This window comes from Anaerophaga thermohalophila DSM 12881, from assembly GCF_000191885.1.
GTDB lineage: Bacteria > Bacteroidota > Bacteroidia > Bacteroidales > Marinilabiliaceae > Anaerophaga > Anaerophaga thermohalophila.
Genome location: NZ_AEWI01000041.1, coordinates 1 through 19,916, shown reverse-complemented (window position 1 = coordinate 19,916; position 19,916 = coordinate 1). Strand labels below are relative to the sequence as shown.

Genomic DNA, 19,916 nt, shown 5'->3' with positions numbered 1-19,916 from the left:
TGCGTCAACTGTGGTGAACTCTCAACCTTAACTTCAATCTCAATCTTAACTTCAATCTCAACCTCAACCTCAACCTTAACCTTAACCTTAGCTGTTTGTCATTCTGAGCGGAGCGAAGAATCCAAGATCAATTAAAGCATGATAAATTGCATCATTCCAATAACTTAGACCAATTTTATACGGATGAAAGATTCTTCATCGTACCTCCTCAGAATGACAAAGCAGCGTTCTGTCATCCTAAACGAAGTGAAGAATCTAACCCTCTATAAGTCTCAACCTCAACCTCAACCTCAACCTCAACCTCAACCTCAACCTCAGCCTGCTTTACTTGTTGATCTCTTCCTGCCGGTAATTGTGACTTAAGCCCGGGACAGCTCTGCTTTTAAACTTTTTTTAACGGGTTATTGTAATTATATTTGGCCAAAAATAGTGTTTTGCAAAGAGTAATAATTACAACCTCCAACAACCTCCTTTTCGATCAAAGGGTGAACAAAATAACTCTGAGTCTTGAAAAAGCAGGACTTGAAGTGTGGCGATCGGGAAGGAATTACCCGGCGATAAAACCTCCGGAAAACAGACCCGGACGTACTATTCTTCTGAACATTCTCTTTAACAAAGGTCCGTTGTTTTATCTCTTTTTAAATATTCAGACCTTTATATTCCTTCTGTTTAACAAATTTGATTTGATATGGGCAGTGGACATGGACACTTTACCAGCTGCAAAAACAGCAGCTCTGCTTAAAAGGAAGCCGATAATATTTGACGGACACGATTTCTTCTCAGAATTACCTGAAATACAGCACAATAAAATTGTAAAAAAAGCCTGGCAACTTCTGGAAAAGATATTTCTTCCCGGTTGCGACAAATATTTCACGGTCTCTCCGGGGCTTGTTGAGCTTTATAAAAAAAGATATAACATCAACTTCAGACTTTTACGTAATCTGCCGTTAGAAAATAATTTAGCACCAATACCACCACTCAGTGGAGATCCTAAAATCATCCTTTACCAGGGCGCATTGAATGTAGGAAGAGGGATTGCACAAACCATTGAGTCTCTCCAATTTTTATCAGAAGAATACCGGTTTGTTGTTGTGGGAACTGGTGATTGTGCCGATGAATTAAAGGAACTTACAAAACAATTAGACCTGGAAGACCGTGTGATTTTTACAGGCCCCCTTCCATTCGAAGAATTGCATAAATACCAGAAGGGTGCACTGGTAGGTATATGCACCTACGAAAACCTTGGACTTAATCATCTGTTTTCGTTGCCCAACCGGCTTTTTGATTATCTGCAGGCCGGTATTCCGGTATTAACCAGCAATTTCCCTGACATGGCCGAAATCGTAAGAAACAATGAAACCGGTCTTGTAATCGACAATCTGGAACCCCGCAATGTGGCCAATGCCATAAAAGAAGCATGCGAAAATCAGCAATTACGCAAAAAATGGCAACAAACAATCCCCCGCGCGGCTAAAATATTTACCTGGAACAACGAGGCAAAACAATTGGAAGATGTGAAAAACCTGATAAAATAACTTTTTCGCAGCGTATAAAATAGAAACGAGCATGGCAAAGATGGGCCATCATAGATTATTAGATTATTAGATTATTAGATTATTAGATTATTAGATTGTTAGATTGTTAGATTGTTAGGGGCTGTTAGTTGTGAGTGAGCTCAATAAATCAGGAATAAACAGTAATAACAAGCCGGCGCGGCCCACCATAATTTCTGAATTCGCAAAGATATATGCCCTGCCACATTCCCAGGGCAAGCCGATGATTGCTCACCGGAATAGTTACCGAGGCCCCAAGCAGAGAGCTCTTCGCGTGCGCCGGCATATCATCAGACCCTTCCAACGTATGTGTGTAATCAGGATCATTCTCCCGCACCAACTTATTAAAAACGGTTTCAAAATCGTCCCTTACCGAAGGATCGGCATTTTCATTAAGAGTAAGAGCTGCCGAAGTATGCTGCAAAAAAATATTAACCATTCCTTTTTCGGGAAGGCGTGGCAACTCAGAAGCTATATAACTGGTTATCAAATGAAACCCGCGTCCCAATTCAGGCAAAGTAACATTTACTTGTTCTACCATCTGTCTATATATCGTAAGGTTATGTTATATGTTATTAGATACGCTAAATCTTTGAGATTCTCAAATTCTTGCTGCCCCAAACCTCAGGGTTGACAACAGGCAATCCTTTCATTCCCTGAAAAAAATCTGTAATAATTTCGGCAAGATGCCGGCTCATCTCGTTTCGTGCTTCTGTTGTTGCACTGCCTATATGAGGTACAACCACCACATTAGGCATTTTCAGCAATGCGTCGGGCACCTCGGGTTCATTGTCAAAAACATCCAACGCGGCACCGGCTATTTCTCTCTTCGCGAGCGCTTCAATCAAAGCATCCTGCCGGACAACCGCTCCCCTGGAAGTATTGATAAGGAATGCATCGGGTTTCATCAGCTTAAGCTCGGATGAAGAGATCATGCCTTTTGTCTCGGATGTCAAAGGGACATTGAGTGACACAAAATCTGAATTTCGCAATAAATTCTCCAAATCGGTATATTTAGCTTCGAAACGCTCTTCCACAGCAGGGTCTGACTTGTTTCTGTTGTGATAAATTATTTTCATTCCAAATGCCAGGGCACGACGCGCCAAAGCTTTCCCGATAGCTCCCATCCCAATAATACCAAGCGTTTTCCCGTTGAGTGAAGTTCCCCAGTTACTTAGAACACCCCAGTCATCAATCAATTTTTTACGTAAAGCACGATCAAACTCCGATATCCGCCTGGCGACATCCACAATAAGCCCCATCGCCAACTCGGCTGTAGGTTCCGTTACTGCATCAGGTGTGTTGGTTACAACAATGCCGGCTTTGGTTGCTGTCTCAACATCAATATTATCCACGCCTGCCCCATAATTGGCAATTAGCTTTAACCGTACCCCGGCCTTGATCAGCTCTGTATCCAGAGGATTTCCAAAAACGCCAATCACTACATCGCAGGAAGGAATGATTGCTAACATTTCTTCTCTGGAAAACGCCACCGAATCCGGCCAAATCAATTCAAAATCTTCTTCAAGCTTTTTTAAAGGCTTATCAGGAATCTTATGGGAAATCAATACTTTTTTTCGCATGGTCTTAATCACTAAGTATTTTAGAAGCCAGTTTATCTCTTTTTAGAAAAGATCAACATCAGTAATCCGATCGCGGCAATAACTCCGCTGAAAATGACAGGATTCCAGTTGGCCTTACTAACTGCTACGTCGATACTGACAACATTGAAAGTTTCGGATTGCTGATAGGCATGTCAACAGACCCGTTTACCTGCTTAGGCCGGCCAACGAAAATGCCATACACATTTTCGCGGTTTCTGACATATTCGCCTAAATCTGTCTCTGATATTTTCACTTTGTTACCCCGGGTGGAAGCATGTATGAAGTAAAGTTTGTTTTTGTCATGCAATGCAAGACCTAAATGAACAACATCCAACCCCTCAATCGTAGTGCAAAATGCAAGAACATCCCCATCTTGTATTGAATCGGTAAAATTCTCAATTTGCTCCTCATCGATGTATTTTAGATCATACGACGAAATATGATGCTCAATTTCGGAAATTTCTCTGATAAATTCAACATTATCCCTCAGCTTCGGATAACTTTCGACATGTTCAGACATGAAATTTATCTTTTCGCCGGTACTGCTTTGCCCAAGACGGTTGCTGACAATATCTATCAAACCTTTTTCTTCATTATCTCCCAGCCACTCTGAAATATAATGGAGTCGTGAGGGATATCCGTCTATTTCACCATCCCGGTATCTGAGTTGCTTTAAATAAAATATGAATTGATCCATTTCATACGCCCCGGATTTCAAACAATACGAAAGCGCTAAAACATTTTCTACAAAAGTGGTACAATCAAATTCACGTAAGTTTACAACAAGCCGCTCTTCGCCTTCGGTATCCAGGGTATGGGCGACATAAGGTTTGCCAAGAAAATACCTTGCAACACCGACAATAACTTCAGGAAGTGGTTGCGTAGCTAACTGGTTTGAAGAAGCCCAATGCATAAAGTTGTAAAAGATGGCAGTATCAGTTTGCGATATATGCAATAAAGGTTTTTCTTCCTGCACATCTTCCTGAGTGGAAGTATTCGTTTCCTTGCTACCTTCTGCAAAGTGGCATGATAAAAGCATTATCATTAGTCCCGTGTAAAACATCGTTTTTCTCATAGAAGCAAAAGTAAAAGAAACTGTCAAAAGCCGCAATAAAAATTTTTATCCGGTAACTGGTTGTTTTTATCCGGATTTCGCATGAACTGATAAGTGTGCTTTCAGAAACGGACTCATTGATAAAAGAATAGCAATGAATACGCCATTCCTAACGAACAAATTCGTATATTCAGAAGTTGTTTTATTGCCTGAACAATTGAACAAACAAAAAATATGGATACTCTGAAAAGCACCATTCATTCACAAAATGACCGGTTTGAAAAGAATTATCAGTTCAATAAATCTCTCGCAAAAAAGTTGTCCGACAACATTGAACGAGTAGCTCGCGGCGGACCGGAAAAATTGAGAGCAAAACACCTTTCAAGAGGAAAATTGCTCGTCCGTCAGAGAATCGAAAAACTTCTGGATCCGCATACCCCCTTTTTGGAGCTATCCCCTCTTGCAGCATGGGATCAATATAACGATGAATTCCCTTCAGCCGGGATCGTAACAGGCATCGGAAGAATACATGACAAAGAAGTCGTGATTGTCGCCAACGATGCCACCGTTAAGGGCGGAACCTACATTGCGGAGACCATAAAAAAACACCTTAGAGCTCAGGATATCGCACAGGAAAACCATCTACCATGCGTTTATCTGGTCGATTCAGGTGGTATATTTTTACCTGTTCAGGCCGAAGTCTTTCCCGACAAAGATGATTTTGGACGGATTTTCTACAACCAGGCCCGACTTTCGGCAGAAGGCATTCCACAAATATCAATTGTCATGGGTTCCTGCACTGCCGGTGGCGCCTACATCCCGGCTATGAGCGATGAAACCATCATCGTAAGAAATCAGGGAACCATATTTCTGGCCGGTCCTCCCTTGGTTAAAGCAGCTACAGGTGAAGAAGTAACAGCCGAAGAACTGGGTGGCGCTGTTGTTCACACAAGCATTAGCGGGGTTGCCGATCACATAGCTGAAAACGATGAACATGCCCTCCTGATATGCAGAAATATTTTTGAAACGCTTTCATCCGGCCAGAAAAATGAAAATAATGACAGACCTGAAGAGCCGCCAATATATCCGGCCGACGAGTTGTATGGGTTAATCCCGACCGGTCGGGATTCATTCCCTGATGTGCGGGAAATTATTATGCGAATTACTGATGGCAGCAAGTTTCAGGAGTTTAAGCAAGATTACGGAAATTCTCTGGTTACAGGTTTTGCCCGAATACACAACAACAAAGTGGGCATTCTTGCCAACAATGGAATTCTTTTCTCAGAATCTGCACTAAAGGGAACACATTTCATAGAATTATGTAACCACCGGAACATTCCGATGATCTTTCTACAGAATATTACCGGATTCATGGTAGGAAAAGAATATGAGCAAGGCGGCATAGCCAAAAACGGAGCAAAAATGGTACATGCCCTGGCCAATTCGGTTGTACCCTTTTTCACAGTAATCATCGGAGGATCATACGGTGCCGGAAATTATGCTATGGGAGGTCGGGCATATAATCCACGGTTTCTGTTCATGTGGCCCAATGCACGCATTTCGGTAATGGGCGCTCAACAAGCAGCCCAGGTACTTATAACCCTGAAAAAAGAGCAGGCAGCCGCGAAAGGAAAAGAAGTCTCCAACGAGGAGCTTGATATCATTGAACAACAAATCTCCGGAAAATACGAAAAAGAAGGTTCGCCCTGGTACAGTACCAGCAGACTGTGGGATGACGGCATAATTGACCCCGTGGAAACCAGGGACATTCTCGCACTTGCCATTGAAACTGCCAGGAACGCTCCAATACAAAAACCCAAATACGGAATATTCAGAATGTAATCATAAAACTCAACTACTATTATGCCAATGGATTCAATAGATCGGTAGATTTTTAGATTTATGCTATAAGATGATCATATTTAATTGAAAATCTGCATTTTATAAAAACAACCAGTTAAATATAACCAATTGAATTTTAGTAGTTTGTAAAAATTTTAATTGACTATTGTGAATCATCAAACAACCTAACCACCATAACAACAATAACAACAAACATAACACCAACCAACAAACACTCCAACAATCATGGTTTATCTTACTAAAAAATATGCTCAGGATGTATGTTACCTGGAACTAAACCGGCCCGAAAAGAAAAATGCGCTCGATAAAGAAATGATTGGCCAACTGACTGAGTTTCTCGAAAAGACAGCCAATAATTCTCAATTCAGGATTTTGGTAATCCAGGGTAAAGACAGGTTTTTCTCATCCGGGGCTGACCTCCAATGGATGAAAGAAGCAGCCAATCAACCGGAAGAAAAAAATATGAAAGAAGCCGAAATGTTCAATCGCCTTTACCGTTCACTGTATCACTATCCAAAACCAGTTATTTCCTGTGTTGAGGGAGGTGCCTATGGAGGAGCTATCGGACTAATGGCCTGTTCTGATATTGCCATCACCACTCCCGATGCCACTTTTGCCTTTTCAGAGACTCGTCTCGGACTCATCCCCGCAACAGTAGCACCCTGGGTCATAAATAAAACCGGGACAGCCTTTGCCAGATGGGCTTTTCTTACCGCAACAAAATTTTCCGGTAAAGAAGCCATGAGCAACAATTTGGTACAACATCTTTTTTCACAGGACCAGATAATTCCAAAAACCAGAGAAATTGCCAACAGCATGGCTCAAAACAGCCCGGAAGCTACCAAAGAAACTAAAATCCTGCTGAACAGAATCCACAGTAAAATTGTTCCAATTGACGAAGATTTGCTTACCTATTGTTCGACAAAAATAGCCGGAGCAAGAGCATCAAAAGAAGGACAAGAAGGTGTTAATGCATTTTTTGAACGTCGTAAACCGGCGTGGAATAAGTAAAGGCAATAGGCAGTAGGCAATAGGCAATAGGGAGTAGGGAGTAGGCAGTAGGCAGTAGGCAGTAGGGAGTAGGCAGTAGGCAGTAGGCAATAGGCAGTAGGCAGTAGGCAGTAGGGAGTAGGCAGTAGGGTTTAGGCAGTAGGCAGAAGACAGTAGGCAGAAGACAGAAGCAATAAATTTTGTAGAAGATTTGATATACCGGACTTTATCAAACAAAACCCTTCAATCACAAATAACTGATCAGCAGCATATTGCAAAAGTTTAACGGACAATTGTATCAAAATAACTTAGACTGATTTTATTCTAATCTGTACAAGCCAGAGCCAAAAATAACTAAAAAGCTTAAGTCATAATTTGTCGGATTAGCTAATTGCTACGCAATTATTTTTTTGTCGTCAACGAAACGAGCATGACAAAGTTTGCCACAATAAGAATATGTATAAGTTCTTGCATGCGAGTTCCATCCAACCTTAATAAATAAATTTTATACGGATGAAACGACTGGAAAGAGTTCGAGAACACCTTAAAAAATCAATTATGATGTTGTCAATGACACGAAAATGACTGTCGCATCAAAGATGCTACTAAATTCGCGTTAATTCGCGCAAATTCGGTGATCCAAACAACAAATGGCGCAGCCATTTTTATAAATATTTTGTCAAAAAATACAACAAGATTAGAGATAACGTACTAATAAAATGAGTAATCGAAATATCAACAAGATTCTTATTGCCAACCGCGGAGAAATTGCCTGCCGCATCATACGTACCGCTTCGCGTCTGGGCATATCAACAATTATACCGCTGACCAAAGAAGAGAAAGATACACTACCGGCCGATGCGGCTGATGAAGTTCATATTCTTGAAAGTTCCCTGCTTAATGAAACATACCTGAACGCAAAATTGATGGTTGATCTGGCCAAAAAATACGAGGCCGATGCCATCCATCCGGGATATGGATTCTTATCCGAAAACGCTGACTTTGCCAGACTTGTCGAAAAATCAGGCCTTATATGGATTGGCCCTGCACCGGAAGCAATCGCCGCTATGGGTGACAAACTCACTGCCCGCACTATTGCTTCTGAGGCCGGGATTTCTATGACCAGGGCACTATCGGGCGGGAAAAATGAAATTCTGAAAAATCATGAATCTTTGAAGTTTCCGCTGCTCATCAAAGCAGCTGCCGGAGGTGGCGGTAAAGCCATGAAAATAGCCCGTAACACCAATGAATTAAAAATTTTGCTTGACGATGCAACAAGAGAAGCCCAAAGTTATTTTGGCAATCCAACAATCTTCGTGGAAGAATACATCGAAAATCCACGTCACATTGAGGTACAAATTCTTGGTGACCAATCGGGCAAAATTGTACACCTTTATGAAAGAGAATGTTCCATACAGCGGCGTTATCAAAAAATCATTGAAGAATCCCCCTCTTCTTTTGTCGATGAGACGCTTCGTGAAAAACTGGTAACCGATGCCTTAAAACTTAGTCGGAAAATTGGTTACTACAATGCCGGAACTGTTGAGTTTTTGGTTGACACGCACGGGAAACATTATTTTCTGGAGATGAACACACGACTTCAGGTAGAACACCCTGTAACGGAGTTTATCACCGGCATCGATCTGGTAGAAGAACAAATTAAAGTAGCTATGGGATTTCCGCTTGCTTTCAGCCAGGAAGAAGTAAAGACCCGCGGTCATGCCATTGAAGCAAGAATTTATGCAGAGGATGCTCTTGCTGATTTCAAGCCTTCTCCGGGAGAAATAAATCTGGTTCACTGGCCGGATTCAAAAATGGCACGTACCGACACTTTTTTTGCTTCCACTACCGAAATACAACCCTGGTTTGATCCGATGCTGGCAAAAATAACGACCTGGGGCCTCACACGTGAAGCGGCTATTCAACAATTATTAAAGAGCCTCAAAAACACATCTGTTATCGGTATTCCTACCAATCTGCCCTATTTGAGAGAATTGATAAAGACGGATGCTTTCATCAATGGAGATACAACCACTCATTTTACCTCCACCCATAAAAACCAGCTTATTGAAGCCATCCATCCCAACGGCAGTGAAAAAACAAAATTACTGCTCGCTGCTTACTCGGTATGGCTTAAATATTACAGAAATAGTAAGTCCAACAGCATCTGGACAAAGCTCGGGCATAAACGATGGGGTGATAACTACGAAGTAACTGCAGGCGGTGAAAAATACCTGGTTGGAATTGCTTCACGAGAACATCTTGATTATATTGAGTGGACACTCAACGGGAACCCGATGGATGCCATCAGACACATCCATTTTTCACAAAATTCCATGCGGTTCCTTTTTCAACGCAATTGGTTTCAGATGGCATGGAATGTGACCCATACCGGCGAATTGCTCCTTGAAACCGACGGCCACACTTACCGCCTGACCCCCGGATTTTATTTGAACCCGAATTTAAAGTTCAAACAAACAAACAGCGAAAATTCCAATGAGATAAAAGCACCGATCCCTGGCAGAATATCCAGGATATTTATTCCGGAAGGAGAAAAAGTTGCCAAAAACACGCCTTTGGTTGTTATTGAAGCCATGAAAATGGAAAACATCCTGAATGCACCTACTGATGGTACTGTTAAAACATGGCGGATAAAGGAAGGTGATCAGGTGAAAGCCGGTCAGATATTAACCGACATTGAAGAGTTAACAAAAGAGATAGAGACAAAGACCACATGACCAAACAAAAAAACAAGGTTGCCAGGCAGTAATAAAAGCATAAATCTTATATATTTCTGAGCTATTCCCCTTAAACTCAAAAGCCGGAACAGGCTCTTGTTTATATTGTTGAGTGCGTTATAAAAAGCATATTTTTATCAAAATCAAGGCGTTTAATTTTTTGTACCGGAGTTAACTTGTTGTTAATGAGGATGCAAAAATTTAAAACAACAACGAGTTTGGCAAGAAAAATACCTGTTATACCAAAACTCATTGTTCAAAAATCTAATAATCCATAAACATGATACTGACATCAGAAAAACACGAAAATTACCGCCAAACAATCAGAGAATTCGCGGAATCTGTAATCAAACCCGAAGCAGAAAGGCTGGACCGCTTAGAACGCTTTTCGCCGGAACTGACAAAGAAAATGGGAAAAGCGGGCCTTTTCGGAATAACATTGCCGAAAGAGTACGGTGGACAGGGATTGGATACACTATCCTATATTATCGCCATCGAAGAATTGTCCAGAGTAGATGGTTCTCAGGCAGCAACGGTGGCGGCGCACAACAGCCTTGGCATATCCCCTGTCTTTGAATATGGAACTGAAGAGCAGAAAAACAAACTACTGCCAAAACTCACCTCTGGTGACTACCTTTGGGCATTTGGTCTGACTGAGGAAACCGCAGGCTCGGATGCCCGTGGGACAAAAACCAGGGCTGTCCGCGAAAATGATGAGTGGGTAATCAACGGAAGCAAACGTTACATTACAAATTCGGCCAACGAACTGACGCTGGGCGTCACCCTTCAGGTAATGACAACCGATGAAAACGGCAAAGAAAAACTGACAACCATACTTGTAGAAAAAGATAGTCCCGGTTTTCACTCCGAACGCATGACCGGGAAAATGATGTGGCGGGCTTCTGACACCGGACGAATCACATTAAAAAATTGCCATGTTCCCTACGCCAATCTGTTGGGTAAAGAAGGCCAGGGAGCCCGTTATATGCTAAAGACACTGGATGCAGGCCGGTTGTCTATTGCTGCCATGGGACTGGGCCTGGCACAGGGAGCCTTTGAACTGGCTCTTGAATATGCACAAAATCGCCATCAGTTCGGCCAACCAATATCAAGATTTCAGAGCATCGGTTTTAAACTTGCCGACATGGATATGAAAATAGAATTGGCTCGTAATACGTTGTATAAAGGATGCCTTCTCAAGGACCAGGGGAAACCTTTTGCCAGGGAAGCAGCCATTGCAAAACTGTATACATCCGAAATTGCACGCGAAATAGCCGATGAAGCTGTTCAAATATTTGGCGGATCAGGATTGTTTAAAGACAACCCCGTTGAGCGCTTTTACCGCGACCAACGTATACTGCAAATCGGTGAGGGGACTTCGGAAATACTCCGGCTTGTAATAGCCAGGCACCTTGGAATCAAATAGTGCATGTCTGTCAGTTAAAAAACCCCAAACGAAGAGACGCTATGACGCAAAGTTTTTATTATGAAACGAGCATTTTGACGGCAAGTGTAACACAGCAAAGGGTACTTTTATGGACAGATACTAAATAATCTAAATCATGAGTGACCGTAAAAAAGACCATATAAATTTTGCGTTGGATGCTCGTACCGATAAAAACGAAGCCGATACCAGATTTTATTATGAACCTTTATTGGCAGCTCATCACAAGGGAGAATTTGAACCATTCAGCTTCGCCGGAAAAGAAATGAAACTTCCAATCTGGGTAAGCAGCATGACTGGAGGTACGCAAGAGGCCGGAACCATTAATCGTAATCTTGCACAAGCTTGTGGTGAATTTGGTATGGGTATGGGACTCGGCTCCTGCCGGGCATTGCTCGAAAGTGATGAATATCTGGCCGATTTTGACATCAGAAAATACATGGGTAATGAAGTCCCCCTCTATGCTAATCTCGGTATTGCACAAATTGAAAAGTTGGTGGCTAAGAAAGAAGAAGAAAAAGCTGAACAACTGACCCGTAAACTGGATGCCGATGGTCTTATTATTCATGTAAACCCACTTCAGGAGGCATTTCAGCCCGAAGGAGATTCGATAAATGTACCCCCAGTCGAAACAATTATGGCTTTTATCCAAAACACCGGTCTGCGGGTTATCGTCAAAGAGGTAGGACAAGGCATGGGCCCCGAAAGTCTCAGGCAACTGATGAAACTTCCCATCGAAGCCATTGAATTTGGGGCATTGGGAGGAACCAATTTTACAAAACTCGAACTCAGCAGAAGAAAGGATAAACGATCCTCCTATTTTGCAAGCTTCGGGAATATCGGGCATACCGCATCCGAAATGACCGAATTTGTAAACAAAATATCTGAAAAATATCCTCTTAAATGCCGGCAAGTAATCATATCGGGAGGAATAAGCAATGTAATTGACGGTTATTACCTGACCCGTATCAGTAAGGTAAAATCAGTTTTCGGAATGGCATCAGCTTTTTTAGAGCATGCCAGATACGATTACAACACATTAAAAGAATTTGTTGAACAGCTGAAAAATGGATTAGGCGTGGCCATGCAATACCTTGTGCCAAAAGAGAACCCAAACCATTAACACAAACAATCTGTTAACAAATGAGCAGGATAATAAAAGGATTCTCAAAACTAACGCGGGAAGAAAAAATTAAAAAATTGCAGGAAACTTACGAGTTACCGGATGATTTCCCCGATCGCCTGGCCAGGTATCGTCACTCCGGGCAGCAGGACTTGTTCGATGATTTCTCGGAAAACACCCTCTCCAATTACTTCCTGCCTTTTGGCGTTGCCCCAAATTTCCTGATTGATGATAAAATGTATGTCGTACCTATGGTGGTCGAAGAAAGTTCGGTAGTAGCAGCCGCCAGTCGTGCTGCATCATTCTGGGCTGCAAACGGTGGCTTTAAGACAAAAATCATCGATAGCCTCAAAAAAGGACACATCTGGTTTAAATGGAACGGTCCGAAAATTTCTTTCGACACTTTTCCAAAAACATTAGAAAACAAATTAACAGAGGCCGTTTCGTCCATCACCGCCAATATGGAAAAGCGTGGCGGAGGCATCAGAGGAATGAAAATCCTTCCCCTTGAAGAAATGCAAACCATATTTCAACTGGAAGTATATTTTGAAACAGTAGACAGTATGGGGGCTAACTTCATCAACTCATGTCTGGAGGGGATGAAGGCACCCCTGCAGGAATTCTTCAGAACACAGGAAGATTTCAAACAATACGGCGATATTGAAATCGTCATGGCCATTCTCTCCAATTACACAACAGAGTGTATCGTTACCGCACAGGTTGAGTGCCCGGTTTCAGCACTTAAACCCTTTGCCCCGGAGTTGTCGCCGGAATTTTTCGCCCATCGTTTTAAAACAGCTATGGATATTGCCTGGATGGATACTTCAAGAGCTGTCACTCACAACAAAGGAATATTCAACGGGACGGATGCAGTGATTATTGCTACGGGAAATGACTTCAGGGCTGCTGAAGCCGCAGGGCATGCATGGGCTGCAAAAGACGGACAATACCGGTCACTCTCGAAGTGTGAAATTTCTGAAAAAGGCATATTTAAGATGGAACTAACCATCCCCCTGGCATTGGGTACTGTGGGTGGGTTGACCCGGCTTCATCCTCTGGCCGGCCTCGCCATCGAAATGCTTGGCAATCCTTCTGCCACGGAACTGATGAGCATTGCAGCATCAGCCGGACTGGCCAATAACTTTTCAGCGGTAGCATCCCTGGTGACAACAGGGATACAAAAGGGTCACATGAAGCTGCACCTCATTAATTTGCTAAATTCGCAGGGCGCTTCAGCTATAGAAAAAGAGGCAGCAGCGAATTATTTTAAAACCCGGAACGTTTCGGCAAGAGCTGTCGAAGAATTCCTCGAAAATTTTCGAAAACAACGCAATGAACAATAAGTTTCACTCAAATGGTAAGTTATTGCTGTCAGGTGAATACCTAATCCTTCATGGCGCACGCGGACTTGCTGTACCACTAAAAAAAGGGCAATCCATGATCGTGAATCAGATTCCCGGCAAAGTACTTGCATGGAAAGCTACTCACCCTGAGGGAAGCTGGTTTTCTGCACTTTTCAATCCTGACTTGACTGTTAAGGAAACAACAAACCGGCAGCTGGCCACATCTTTAAAAGACATACTCAATAAAGCGGCTCAATTAAAAGGCAGGCGGGATGTTTTGTCTGGAAAAGAGATTATCACACATCTCGAATTTTCGCCCGACTGGGGCTGGGGTAGCAGTTCGACGCTTATCTCCAATCTTTCCGAATGGCTTGATATCAATCCTTACCTCCTTCTGTCCGAAACATTTGGTGGTTCCGGTTACGATATTGCCTGTGCAACCGCAGATGGCCCGGTTTTTTACAGACTGACCCAATCGGGAAAACCCGAAGTAAATGTTGCGGCCTTTGATCCTCCTTTCATTGACAACCTCTGGATTGGTTACCTTAACCGGAAGCAAAATTCGACCATGGCCGTCAGACATCATCTCGACGGATTAAAAAATGCAGAAAAGGAAATTGAAAAAATTTCCGATATCTCACTGAGAATGAGTAACGAAACATCAGAGGAAAAATTTATGAACCTGATGGCTGAGCATGAGGGCATCATCAGTAGCATCACGGGATTAGTCCCCCTGAAAAAAAGGCTTTTCCCCGATTTTCCCGGAGCTGTAAAGTCGCTCGGAGCCTGGGGCGGTGACTTTTTTCTTGTGCTGTCGCCCTGGCCGGAAGACGATACAAAAGAATACTTTCAAACAAAAGGGTTTAAAACATTGTTTAGGCTTCGGGACGTAAAATTAGACAAACAATATGCAGGAAGATAAACCCATACACCAGACAACATGGAAAAGTCCTTCAAACCTGGCAATTGTAAAATACTGGGGGAAAAAGGATTTTCAGGAACCCGTTAACCCTTCGGTGAGCTTTTCATTGTCCCGGGCTTGTACAAAAACAACTGTATCCCTTGCACCAAAAGAAGGCAGTGGGTTTACATTCTGTCTTGACAACCGGGAAGAACCCGGATTTCGTCCCAAAATTCAAAAATTTCTTGATCATGTTCGTGCAAGAATTCCCTTAATAGAAAATTATCATATCAATATTTTCAGCACCAATACTTTTCCACATAGTTCGGGAATTGCTTCATCGGCCAGTGCCATGAGTGCCCTGGCACTATGCCTTGCCGATCTTCAGCAGCAGGTAAGCGACCGCCACTACTTGAATATCCGCGAAGTTTCGTCATTGGCCAGAATGGGCTCAGGCAGTGCTGCCCGCTCAGTTTACGGAGGTTGGAGTATATGGGGAAGAATACCTGAAATACCGGAAAGTTCCGACCATTATGCCATTCCCTTGCCGGATGAGATTCATCCCCTGTTTAAAACCCTGCACGACGATGTTCTTATCGTGTCGGGGCAATCAAAAAAGTGAGCAGTTCAGCCGGACATGCAATGATGAATGATCATCCGTATCGCGAAGGCCGGATTATCCAGGCTCGTGAAAACACACTGAAACTTATTCGCACTCTCAAAGAAGGTAATATGGATGATTTTATTGAAGTTACAGAAAACGAAGCGCTTTCACTCCATGGCTTGATGATGAGCAGCATGCCTTCATATACCCTTTTGCACCCCAACTCGCTGAGAATAATCAGAGAAATAAGTGACTTCCGGGATGCTACCGGTTTGCCTGTCACTTTTTCACTGGATGCAGGTCCAAACATCCACTTGCTGTATCCACATCACATTGAAGAAGAAATTATTGCATGGGAACAGAAACAATTACAAACATTTTGTGAAGATGGCCGTATCATCCGCGATCGGATAGGAAGCGGACCAGAAAAAATTATTGATACAAACAGATAAAGAAAACAGAAATTAATTATGCAAAAAGAAGCCGGCGACATATTTTACTCAAAAATCATGCTGTTCGGGGAATACACCATCATAAAAGGTTCCATGGGACTAACCATTCCGTATTCCCATTTCAACGGGCAACTGGCATTCCCAAATCGCGACAGTTATACTGATTTGGCCTTTGCACAGCGCAGCAATCAACATCTTTACGAATTCTGGTATTACCTGCAATCTCTGGCCAACAGTGGAGAATTGCTAAGCGATTTCAATACCGACAGGTTGAAAGAAGACCTCGATGACGGTCTTTACTTTGAGTCGACTATTCCCGAAGGCTACGGATTAGGAAGCAGTGGTGCACTCGTTGCTGCATTTTTCCGGAAATACGTTTCCAATCCCGTAAAAAACAAAACTGAATGGTCGCCGCGGGAAATAAGAACTCTGAAGGAACAACTGGCTCAGCTGGAATCATGGTTTCACGGAACCAGCTCGGGCATTGATCCTCTCATCTGCTATATGAAGCACCCTTTGCTGCTGAGGGACCTCGACCATATTGAACCGGTTGGCCTGCCCCAGTACAACCAGCAGCATTCCGACGCCATATTCCTGATGAACAGCGGAAAACCCGGCAGAACAGCTCCTTTGGTGCAAAATTTCATGCACAGGTATCACCACGATAAAGTTTTTTATAATTTTGTGGAAAACACATTAACACCGCTCAACAATACCTGTATCAACAATCTGATAGGAAATCAGAAAGAAAAATTTTACAATAGCCTGAAAGAATTATCAGCCATACAGAAAGAATTCCTTCAACAAATGGTGCCTTCAACTGTTCGTCAATTGTGGGACGATGGTTTAAACTCTGATGATTACTATCTGAAACTATGTGGATCGGGTGGCGGCGGATTTGTTTTGGGGTTCACCCGAAATTATATCAAAACACGCGACATATTTGAAAGTAAAGGGATGGAAATTATCCCTGTATATCAGGATTTAAAAAAATAATAGTTCATTAAAACTTGTTGATTATGCCTTACTTAAAAATTAACACCAACAAAGCAACTGATATCACTGCTCAAACCTCCTTTTTGAAGAATGCCTCGAAAAAGGTGGCAGAAATACTGCAGAAACCCGAAAAATTTGTAATGACTCAGTTTGACCAGCCAACGCCTATGACGTTTGGTGGAACAGATGAAGACCTGGCTTACCTGGAAATAAAAAGCATCGGGCTCACGAACGAACAGGCTGCACAACTGGCCAAAGAAATCCCCTCAATCGTTGAGAAAGAGCTGGGAATTGACCCCTCGCGCATCTATATTGAGTTTGCAGATGCCCCGAGAAGTTTCTGGGGGTGGAACAAAGGAACATTCTGATAGCGGTTTGTTTACCAATAAAGCATTCACAGCGTATAATTCCATTGTATTCTGCCGATAGTTGAGTATCGTAATAGAAAATTCTTGAATAAAGCAGGTTCTTTTGAACGAGTTTAACTAATTAGAGGCTGCTGAAAAAGTCAGCAGCCTGTTTCAAACTTATTTTCTATTGTTGAGTGCAGTCTAAAAAGCCTTTTGACCCCTAAATCCCCTAAAGGGGACTTTTTCAAACTGCTGATTTTTAGCAGTTCCCCTTTAGGGGTCAGGGGTAAAAATGGTAAAAATCAGCAGTTTGAAGGCTTTTTATACTGGACTCATTGTTTTTTTTGACATTGCCCCAAAAAGAACCAAAAAGATATGGTCCGCTTTCCGGGCCGGCGGGTGTCGCTAATCCAAAAGGGGCAAATTTATCACCGAAAAAATTAATTTATGTGTACCGTATAAAAAGCATATTTTTGTCAAAATCCAGGCGTTTTAATTTTTTGTACCGGAGTTAACTTGTTGTTAATAAGGATGCAAAAATTTTAAACAACAATGAGTTTGGCAACAAAGATGCTTTTTAGACCGGGCTCATTTATAAGGTGGTATTGAACTTGCAATACCTTCACATCTTCCTTTTCCATGCGGTATTGGAAAAGCTGAACTGAAGTGCCCGTTTCACGGCCTTGCACAATGGCCGGAAAAAAGCTATTTCGGGTTGAGTTATTTTTGGACAAGCATAACACAGTAAATGGTATTTTATGGACAGACACGAATAAAAGTATTGCCCAGGGACTCATAAAGTCCGCATATAAATTTTAACTATTGTTCGTTTCATTTCCTGTAATTTTATTAACTTTGAACGATTCTGAAAAAACCTGTTTATGTTTCATTTGGGGTTGTTGTCAACAAATTTTCCGTATATTCTGATCATTCTGTTTTACATTGCAGGATGGATATATTGGCTTCCGGAGAAAGGTACATCCGACGGAGATGCTGCTTCGGACAATGTAAATATTCTTGTCAGCGCCCCATCTCAACTTCAGGATAGCCCTAATGACTGCCATTGGTGTAATCATTATTCAAAAAAATTATCTCAAACTTTAGCCATCAAAGGATATTTCCTTACGTTCTTATTCCAGCATCATTCTACAGGAAAAATCAGAAATATTTGTGACACCTCATTCCATCCTTCTTTTTTAACCGGACTTATTCTTAACCGGCCTCCCCCGTTTTTTAGCGTTTAGTTTTTTCAAGCAAAGAAGAAAATACCAGGCCTCTGTTTTTATTATTACCCAAATTCTTGCAAGCAAGCGGCAGCCAGGCTATGCCGCATACTTGCAAAAACTTAGGTTTAAGAAAGTTGTAGAAAGATGATTGATCAAAAACTACTGGACAAATATAATCTGCCGTTACCAAGATACACCAGCTATCCGCCGGCTACTTTTTTTCATGAAGATTTTACCCCAAAAGATTATATCAGAGCCGTTGAAGAATCGAACGACGAAGAACCCCAGGCTATTTCGCTTTATCTTCACATTCCTTTTTGCCCCAGGCTGTGCTTCTATTGCGGATGCACAACGCATATATCCAGAAACAACGAATTGTACGACGAATATATCGACGCTTTGATAAAGGAGATTGAGCTCATTGCCGCCCACATTGACACATCACGTCCGGTTACGCAGATACACTGGGGAGGCGGCACGCCTAATGCACTCAGCATTGATCAGGTAGAAAAGATCATGAATACCATCTATCACAATTTCAACACAGGTGATGGTTCGGAAATAGCTATGGAATGTAACCCTGCCTATCTTACCAAAAACTACATCCAACAATTGTTGAAAATGGGCTTTAACAGGATTAGCCTTGGTATTCAGGATTTTGATGAAAAAATATTGATTGCCGTAAACCGGGAACCGTCGGCATTGCCTGTACAGGAAATTATTGAACAACTGCATAACGGAGGCGCGTCAGTAAATCTCGATTTTATCTACGGTTTACCCTATCAGACACCCGATTCTTTTTCTGATACCATTCGCCAGGCCATTGAGGTGCAACCCGACCGGATTGTCACCTTCTCTTATGCACATGTACCCTGGGTTAAAAGTCACCAGAAGACGCTGGAAAAAAACGGTATCCCAGGCCCCGAAGAAAAAATAGCGATGTTTCTGAGAGGACGTGAAGAAATGGTAAAAGCCGGATATATTCCCATTGGAATGGACCATTTTGCATTGCCACAGGATCAGCTCAGTATTGCCCTTAAAAACAAGACTCTGCATCGAAACTTTCAGGGATATTGTACCCGCGAAACAACCGGCCAGGTTTATGCTTTTGGCATGTCGGCTATCAGTCAGTTGCATAATGCTTATGCCCAGAACACAAAAAATATCCCTGAATACATGGAGGCCGTTAAAAAAGGAAAACCAGCTACTCAAAAAGGCTATCTGACCGACAATACCGATATCGCAGTACGCGAAATCATCAACGAAATCATGTGTAACAACCGTCTTAACTGGAAAGAAGTGGCTGAACGTATCCATAAATCAGAAGATGAGCTTAAATCAGTCACCCATTTTAACCCAAATCAACTATTACCGCTGACAGAGGACGGATTGGTGACTTTCAACAGCGAAGAAATAACCGTTACTGAAAAAGGCCGGTTCCTGATAAGAAATATAGCCGCTTTGTTTGACCCAAAACTGAAAACAGCAAAGAAACAGTTCTCGAAAACAATATAATCTATAGATGGTTAGATATTAGATTTTTAGATTTTTAGATGGGTAGATGGGTAGATGGGTACAATAATCCGTTGCAATTAAAAATACATGAGTGTGGTAAAAAAAGCATACGAGTGCAGTATAAAAAGCATATTTTTGTCAAAATCAAGGCATTTTAAAT

Annotated in this window: 17 protein-coding genes; 14 read left to right on the top strand and 3 right to left on the bottom strand. The window is 42.2% G+C overall.

Annotation, left to right across the window (positions count from 1 at the left end; all coding sequences use genetic code 11):
• The first annotated feature begins 434 nt into the window (after positions 1-434).
• Positions 435-1,535, top strand: coding sequence for a glycosyltransferase (locus tag ATH1_RS0112200; protein WP_010422169.1), 1,101 nt, complete (start codon positions 435-437; stop codon positions 1,533-1,535).
• 148 nt (positions 1,536-1,683) lie between these two features.
• On the opposite strand, the gene ATH1_RS0112195 is transcribed toward ATH1_RS0112200, so the two are convergent.
• The 3 genes from ATH1_RS0112195 to ATH1_RS0112185 form a co-directional block, all read right to left on the bottom strand.
• The gene (locus ATH1_RS0112195) at positions 1,684-2,094 is read right to left on the bottom strand and encodes a secondary thiamine-phosphate synthase enzyme YjbQ (protein ID WP_010422166.1); all 411 of its coding nucleotides are present in this window, start codon (positions 2,092-2,094) and stop codon (positions 1,684-1,686) included.
• A 43-nt stretch (positions 2,095-2,137) separates the two neighbouring features.
• Complete coding sequence (locus ATH1_RS0112190) at positions 2,138-3,136, bottom strand: NAD(P)-dependent oxidoreductase (RefSeq protein WP_010422163.1); 999 nt, start codon at positions 3,134-3,136, stop codon at positions 2,138-2,140.
• A 124-nt stretch (positions 3,137-3,260) separates the two neighbouring features.
• The gene (locus ATH1_RS0112185; protein WP_245531785.1) at positions 3,261-4,232 is read right to left on the bottom strand and encodes an N-acetylmuramoyl-L-alanine amidase-like domain-containing protein; all 972 of its coding nucleotides are present in this window, start codon (positions 4,230-4,232) and stop codon (positions 3,261-3,263) included.
• Positions 4,233-4,445: 213 nt separating this feature from the next.
• Here ATH1_RS0112185 and ATH1_RS0112180 point away from each other — a divergent pair, with 213 nt between their 5' ends.
• From ATH1_RS0112180 to hemN, 13 genes are all read left to right on the top strand, one after another.
• Positions 4,446-6,053: a carboxyl transferase domain-containing protein gene (locus tag ATH1_RS0112180; RefSeq protein WP_010422157.1), complete on the top strand. Its 1,608-nt coding sequence runs from the start codon at positions 4,446-4,448 to the stop codon at positions 6,051-6,053.
• A 246-nt stretch (positions 6,054-6,299) separates the two neighbouring features.
• Positions 6,300-7,085, top strand: a complete 786-nt coding sequence (locus tag ATH1_RS0112175) for an enoyl-CoA hydratase-related protein (RefSeq protein ID WP_010422154.1) — start codon at positions 6,300-6,302, stop codon at positions 7,083-7,085.
• 698 nt (positions 7,086-7,783) lie between these two features.
• Positions 7,784-9,802, top strand: coding sequence for an acetyl/propionyl/methylcrotonyl-CoA carboxylase subunit alpha (locus ATH1_RS0112170; RefSeq protein WP_010422151.1), 2,019 nt, complete (start codon positions 7,784-7,786; stop codon positions 9,800-9,802).
• A 280-nt stretch (positions 9,803-10,082) separates the two neighbouring features.
• The gene (locus tag ATH1_RS0112160) at positions 10,083-11,228 is read left to right on the top strand and encodes an acyl-CoA dehydrogenase family protein (protein WP_010422147.1); all 1,146 of its coding nucleotides are present in this window, start codon (positions 10,083-10,085) and stop codon (positions 11,226-11,228) included.
• A 136-nt stretch (positions 11,229-11,364) separates the two neighbouring features.
• Positions 11,365-12,369 (top strand): beta/alpha barrel domain-containing protein, encoded by a 1,005-nt coding sequence (locus tag ATH1_RS0112155; protein WP_010422144.1) that lies wholly within the window; start codon positions 11,365-11,367, stop codon positions 12,367-12,369.
• Between the two features lie 20 nt (positions 12,370-12,389).
• Positions 12,390-13,712, top strand: coding sequence for a hydroxymethylglutaryl-CoA reductase (locus ATH1_RS0112150; RefSeq protein WP_010422142.1), 1,323 nt, complete (start codon positions 12,390-12,392; stop codon positions 13,710-13,712).
• A complete protein-coding gene (locus tag ATH1_RS0112145) occupies positions 13,702-14,634 on the top strand; it encodes a GYDIA family GHMP kinase (RefSeq protein ID WP_010422139.1) in 933 nt (310 codons plus the stop codon). Before ATH1_RS0112150 ends, ATH1_RS0112145 begins: the two co-directional genes overlap by 11 nt.
• Complete coding sequence (locus ATH1_RS22270) at positions 14,621-15,235, top strand: GHMP family kinase ATP-binding protein (RefSeq protein WP_245531784.1); 615 nt, start codon at positions 14,621-14,623, stop codon at positions 15,233-15,235. Before ATH1_RS0112145 ends, ATH1_RS22270 begins: the two co-directional genes overlap by 14 nt.
• Positions 15,232-15,669, top strand: coding sequence for a diphosphomevalonate/mevalonate 3,5-bisphosphate decarboxylase family protein (locus ATH1_RS22265; RefSeq protein WP_245531783.1), 438 nt, complete (start codon positions 15,232-15,234; stop codon positions 15,667-15,669). The genes ATH1_RS22270 and ATH1_RS22265 overlap by 4 nt, the downstream gene beginning before the upstream one ends.
• 18 nt (positions 15,670-15,687) lie before the next feature.
• Positions 15,688-16,665: a mevalonate kinase family protein gene (locus ATH1_RS0112135; protein ID WP_010422138.1), complete on the top strand. Its 978-nt coding sequence runs from the start codon at positions 15,688-15,690 to the stop codon at positions 16,663-16,665.
• A 23-nt stretch (positions 16,666-16,688) separates the two neighbouring features.
• A complete protein-coding gene (locus ATH1_RS0112130; protein WP_010422135.1) occupies positions 16,689-17,033 on the top strand; it encodes a phenylpyruvate tautomerase MIF-related protein in 345 nt (114 codons plus the stop codon).
• 863 nt (positions 17,034-17,896) lie between these two features.
• A complete protein-coding gene (locus ATH1_RS0112110; RefSeq protein WP_010422130.1) occupies positions 17,897-18,259 on the top strand; it encodes a hypothetical protein in 363 nt (120 codons plus the stop codon).
• A 126-nt stretch (positions 18,260-18,385) separates the two neighbouring features.
• Entirely contained in the window at positions 18,386-19,756 is a 1,371-nt protein-coding gene (gene hemN / locus ATH1_RS0112105; RefSeq protein ID WP_010422127.1) for an oxygen-independent coproporphyrinogen III oxidase, read from the top strand.
• Positions 19,757-19,916 lie beyond the last annotated feature (160 nt).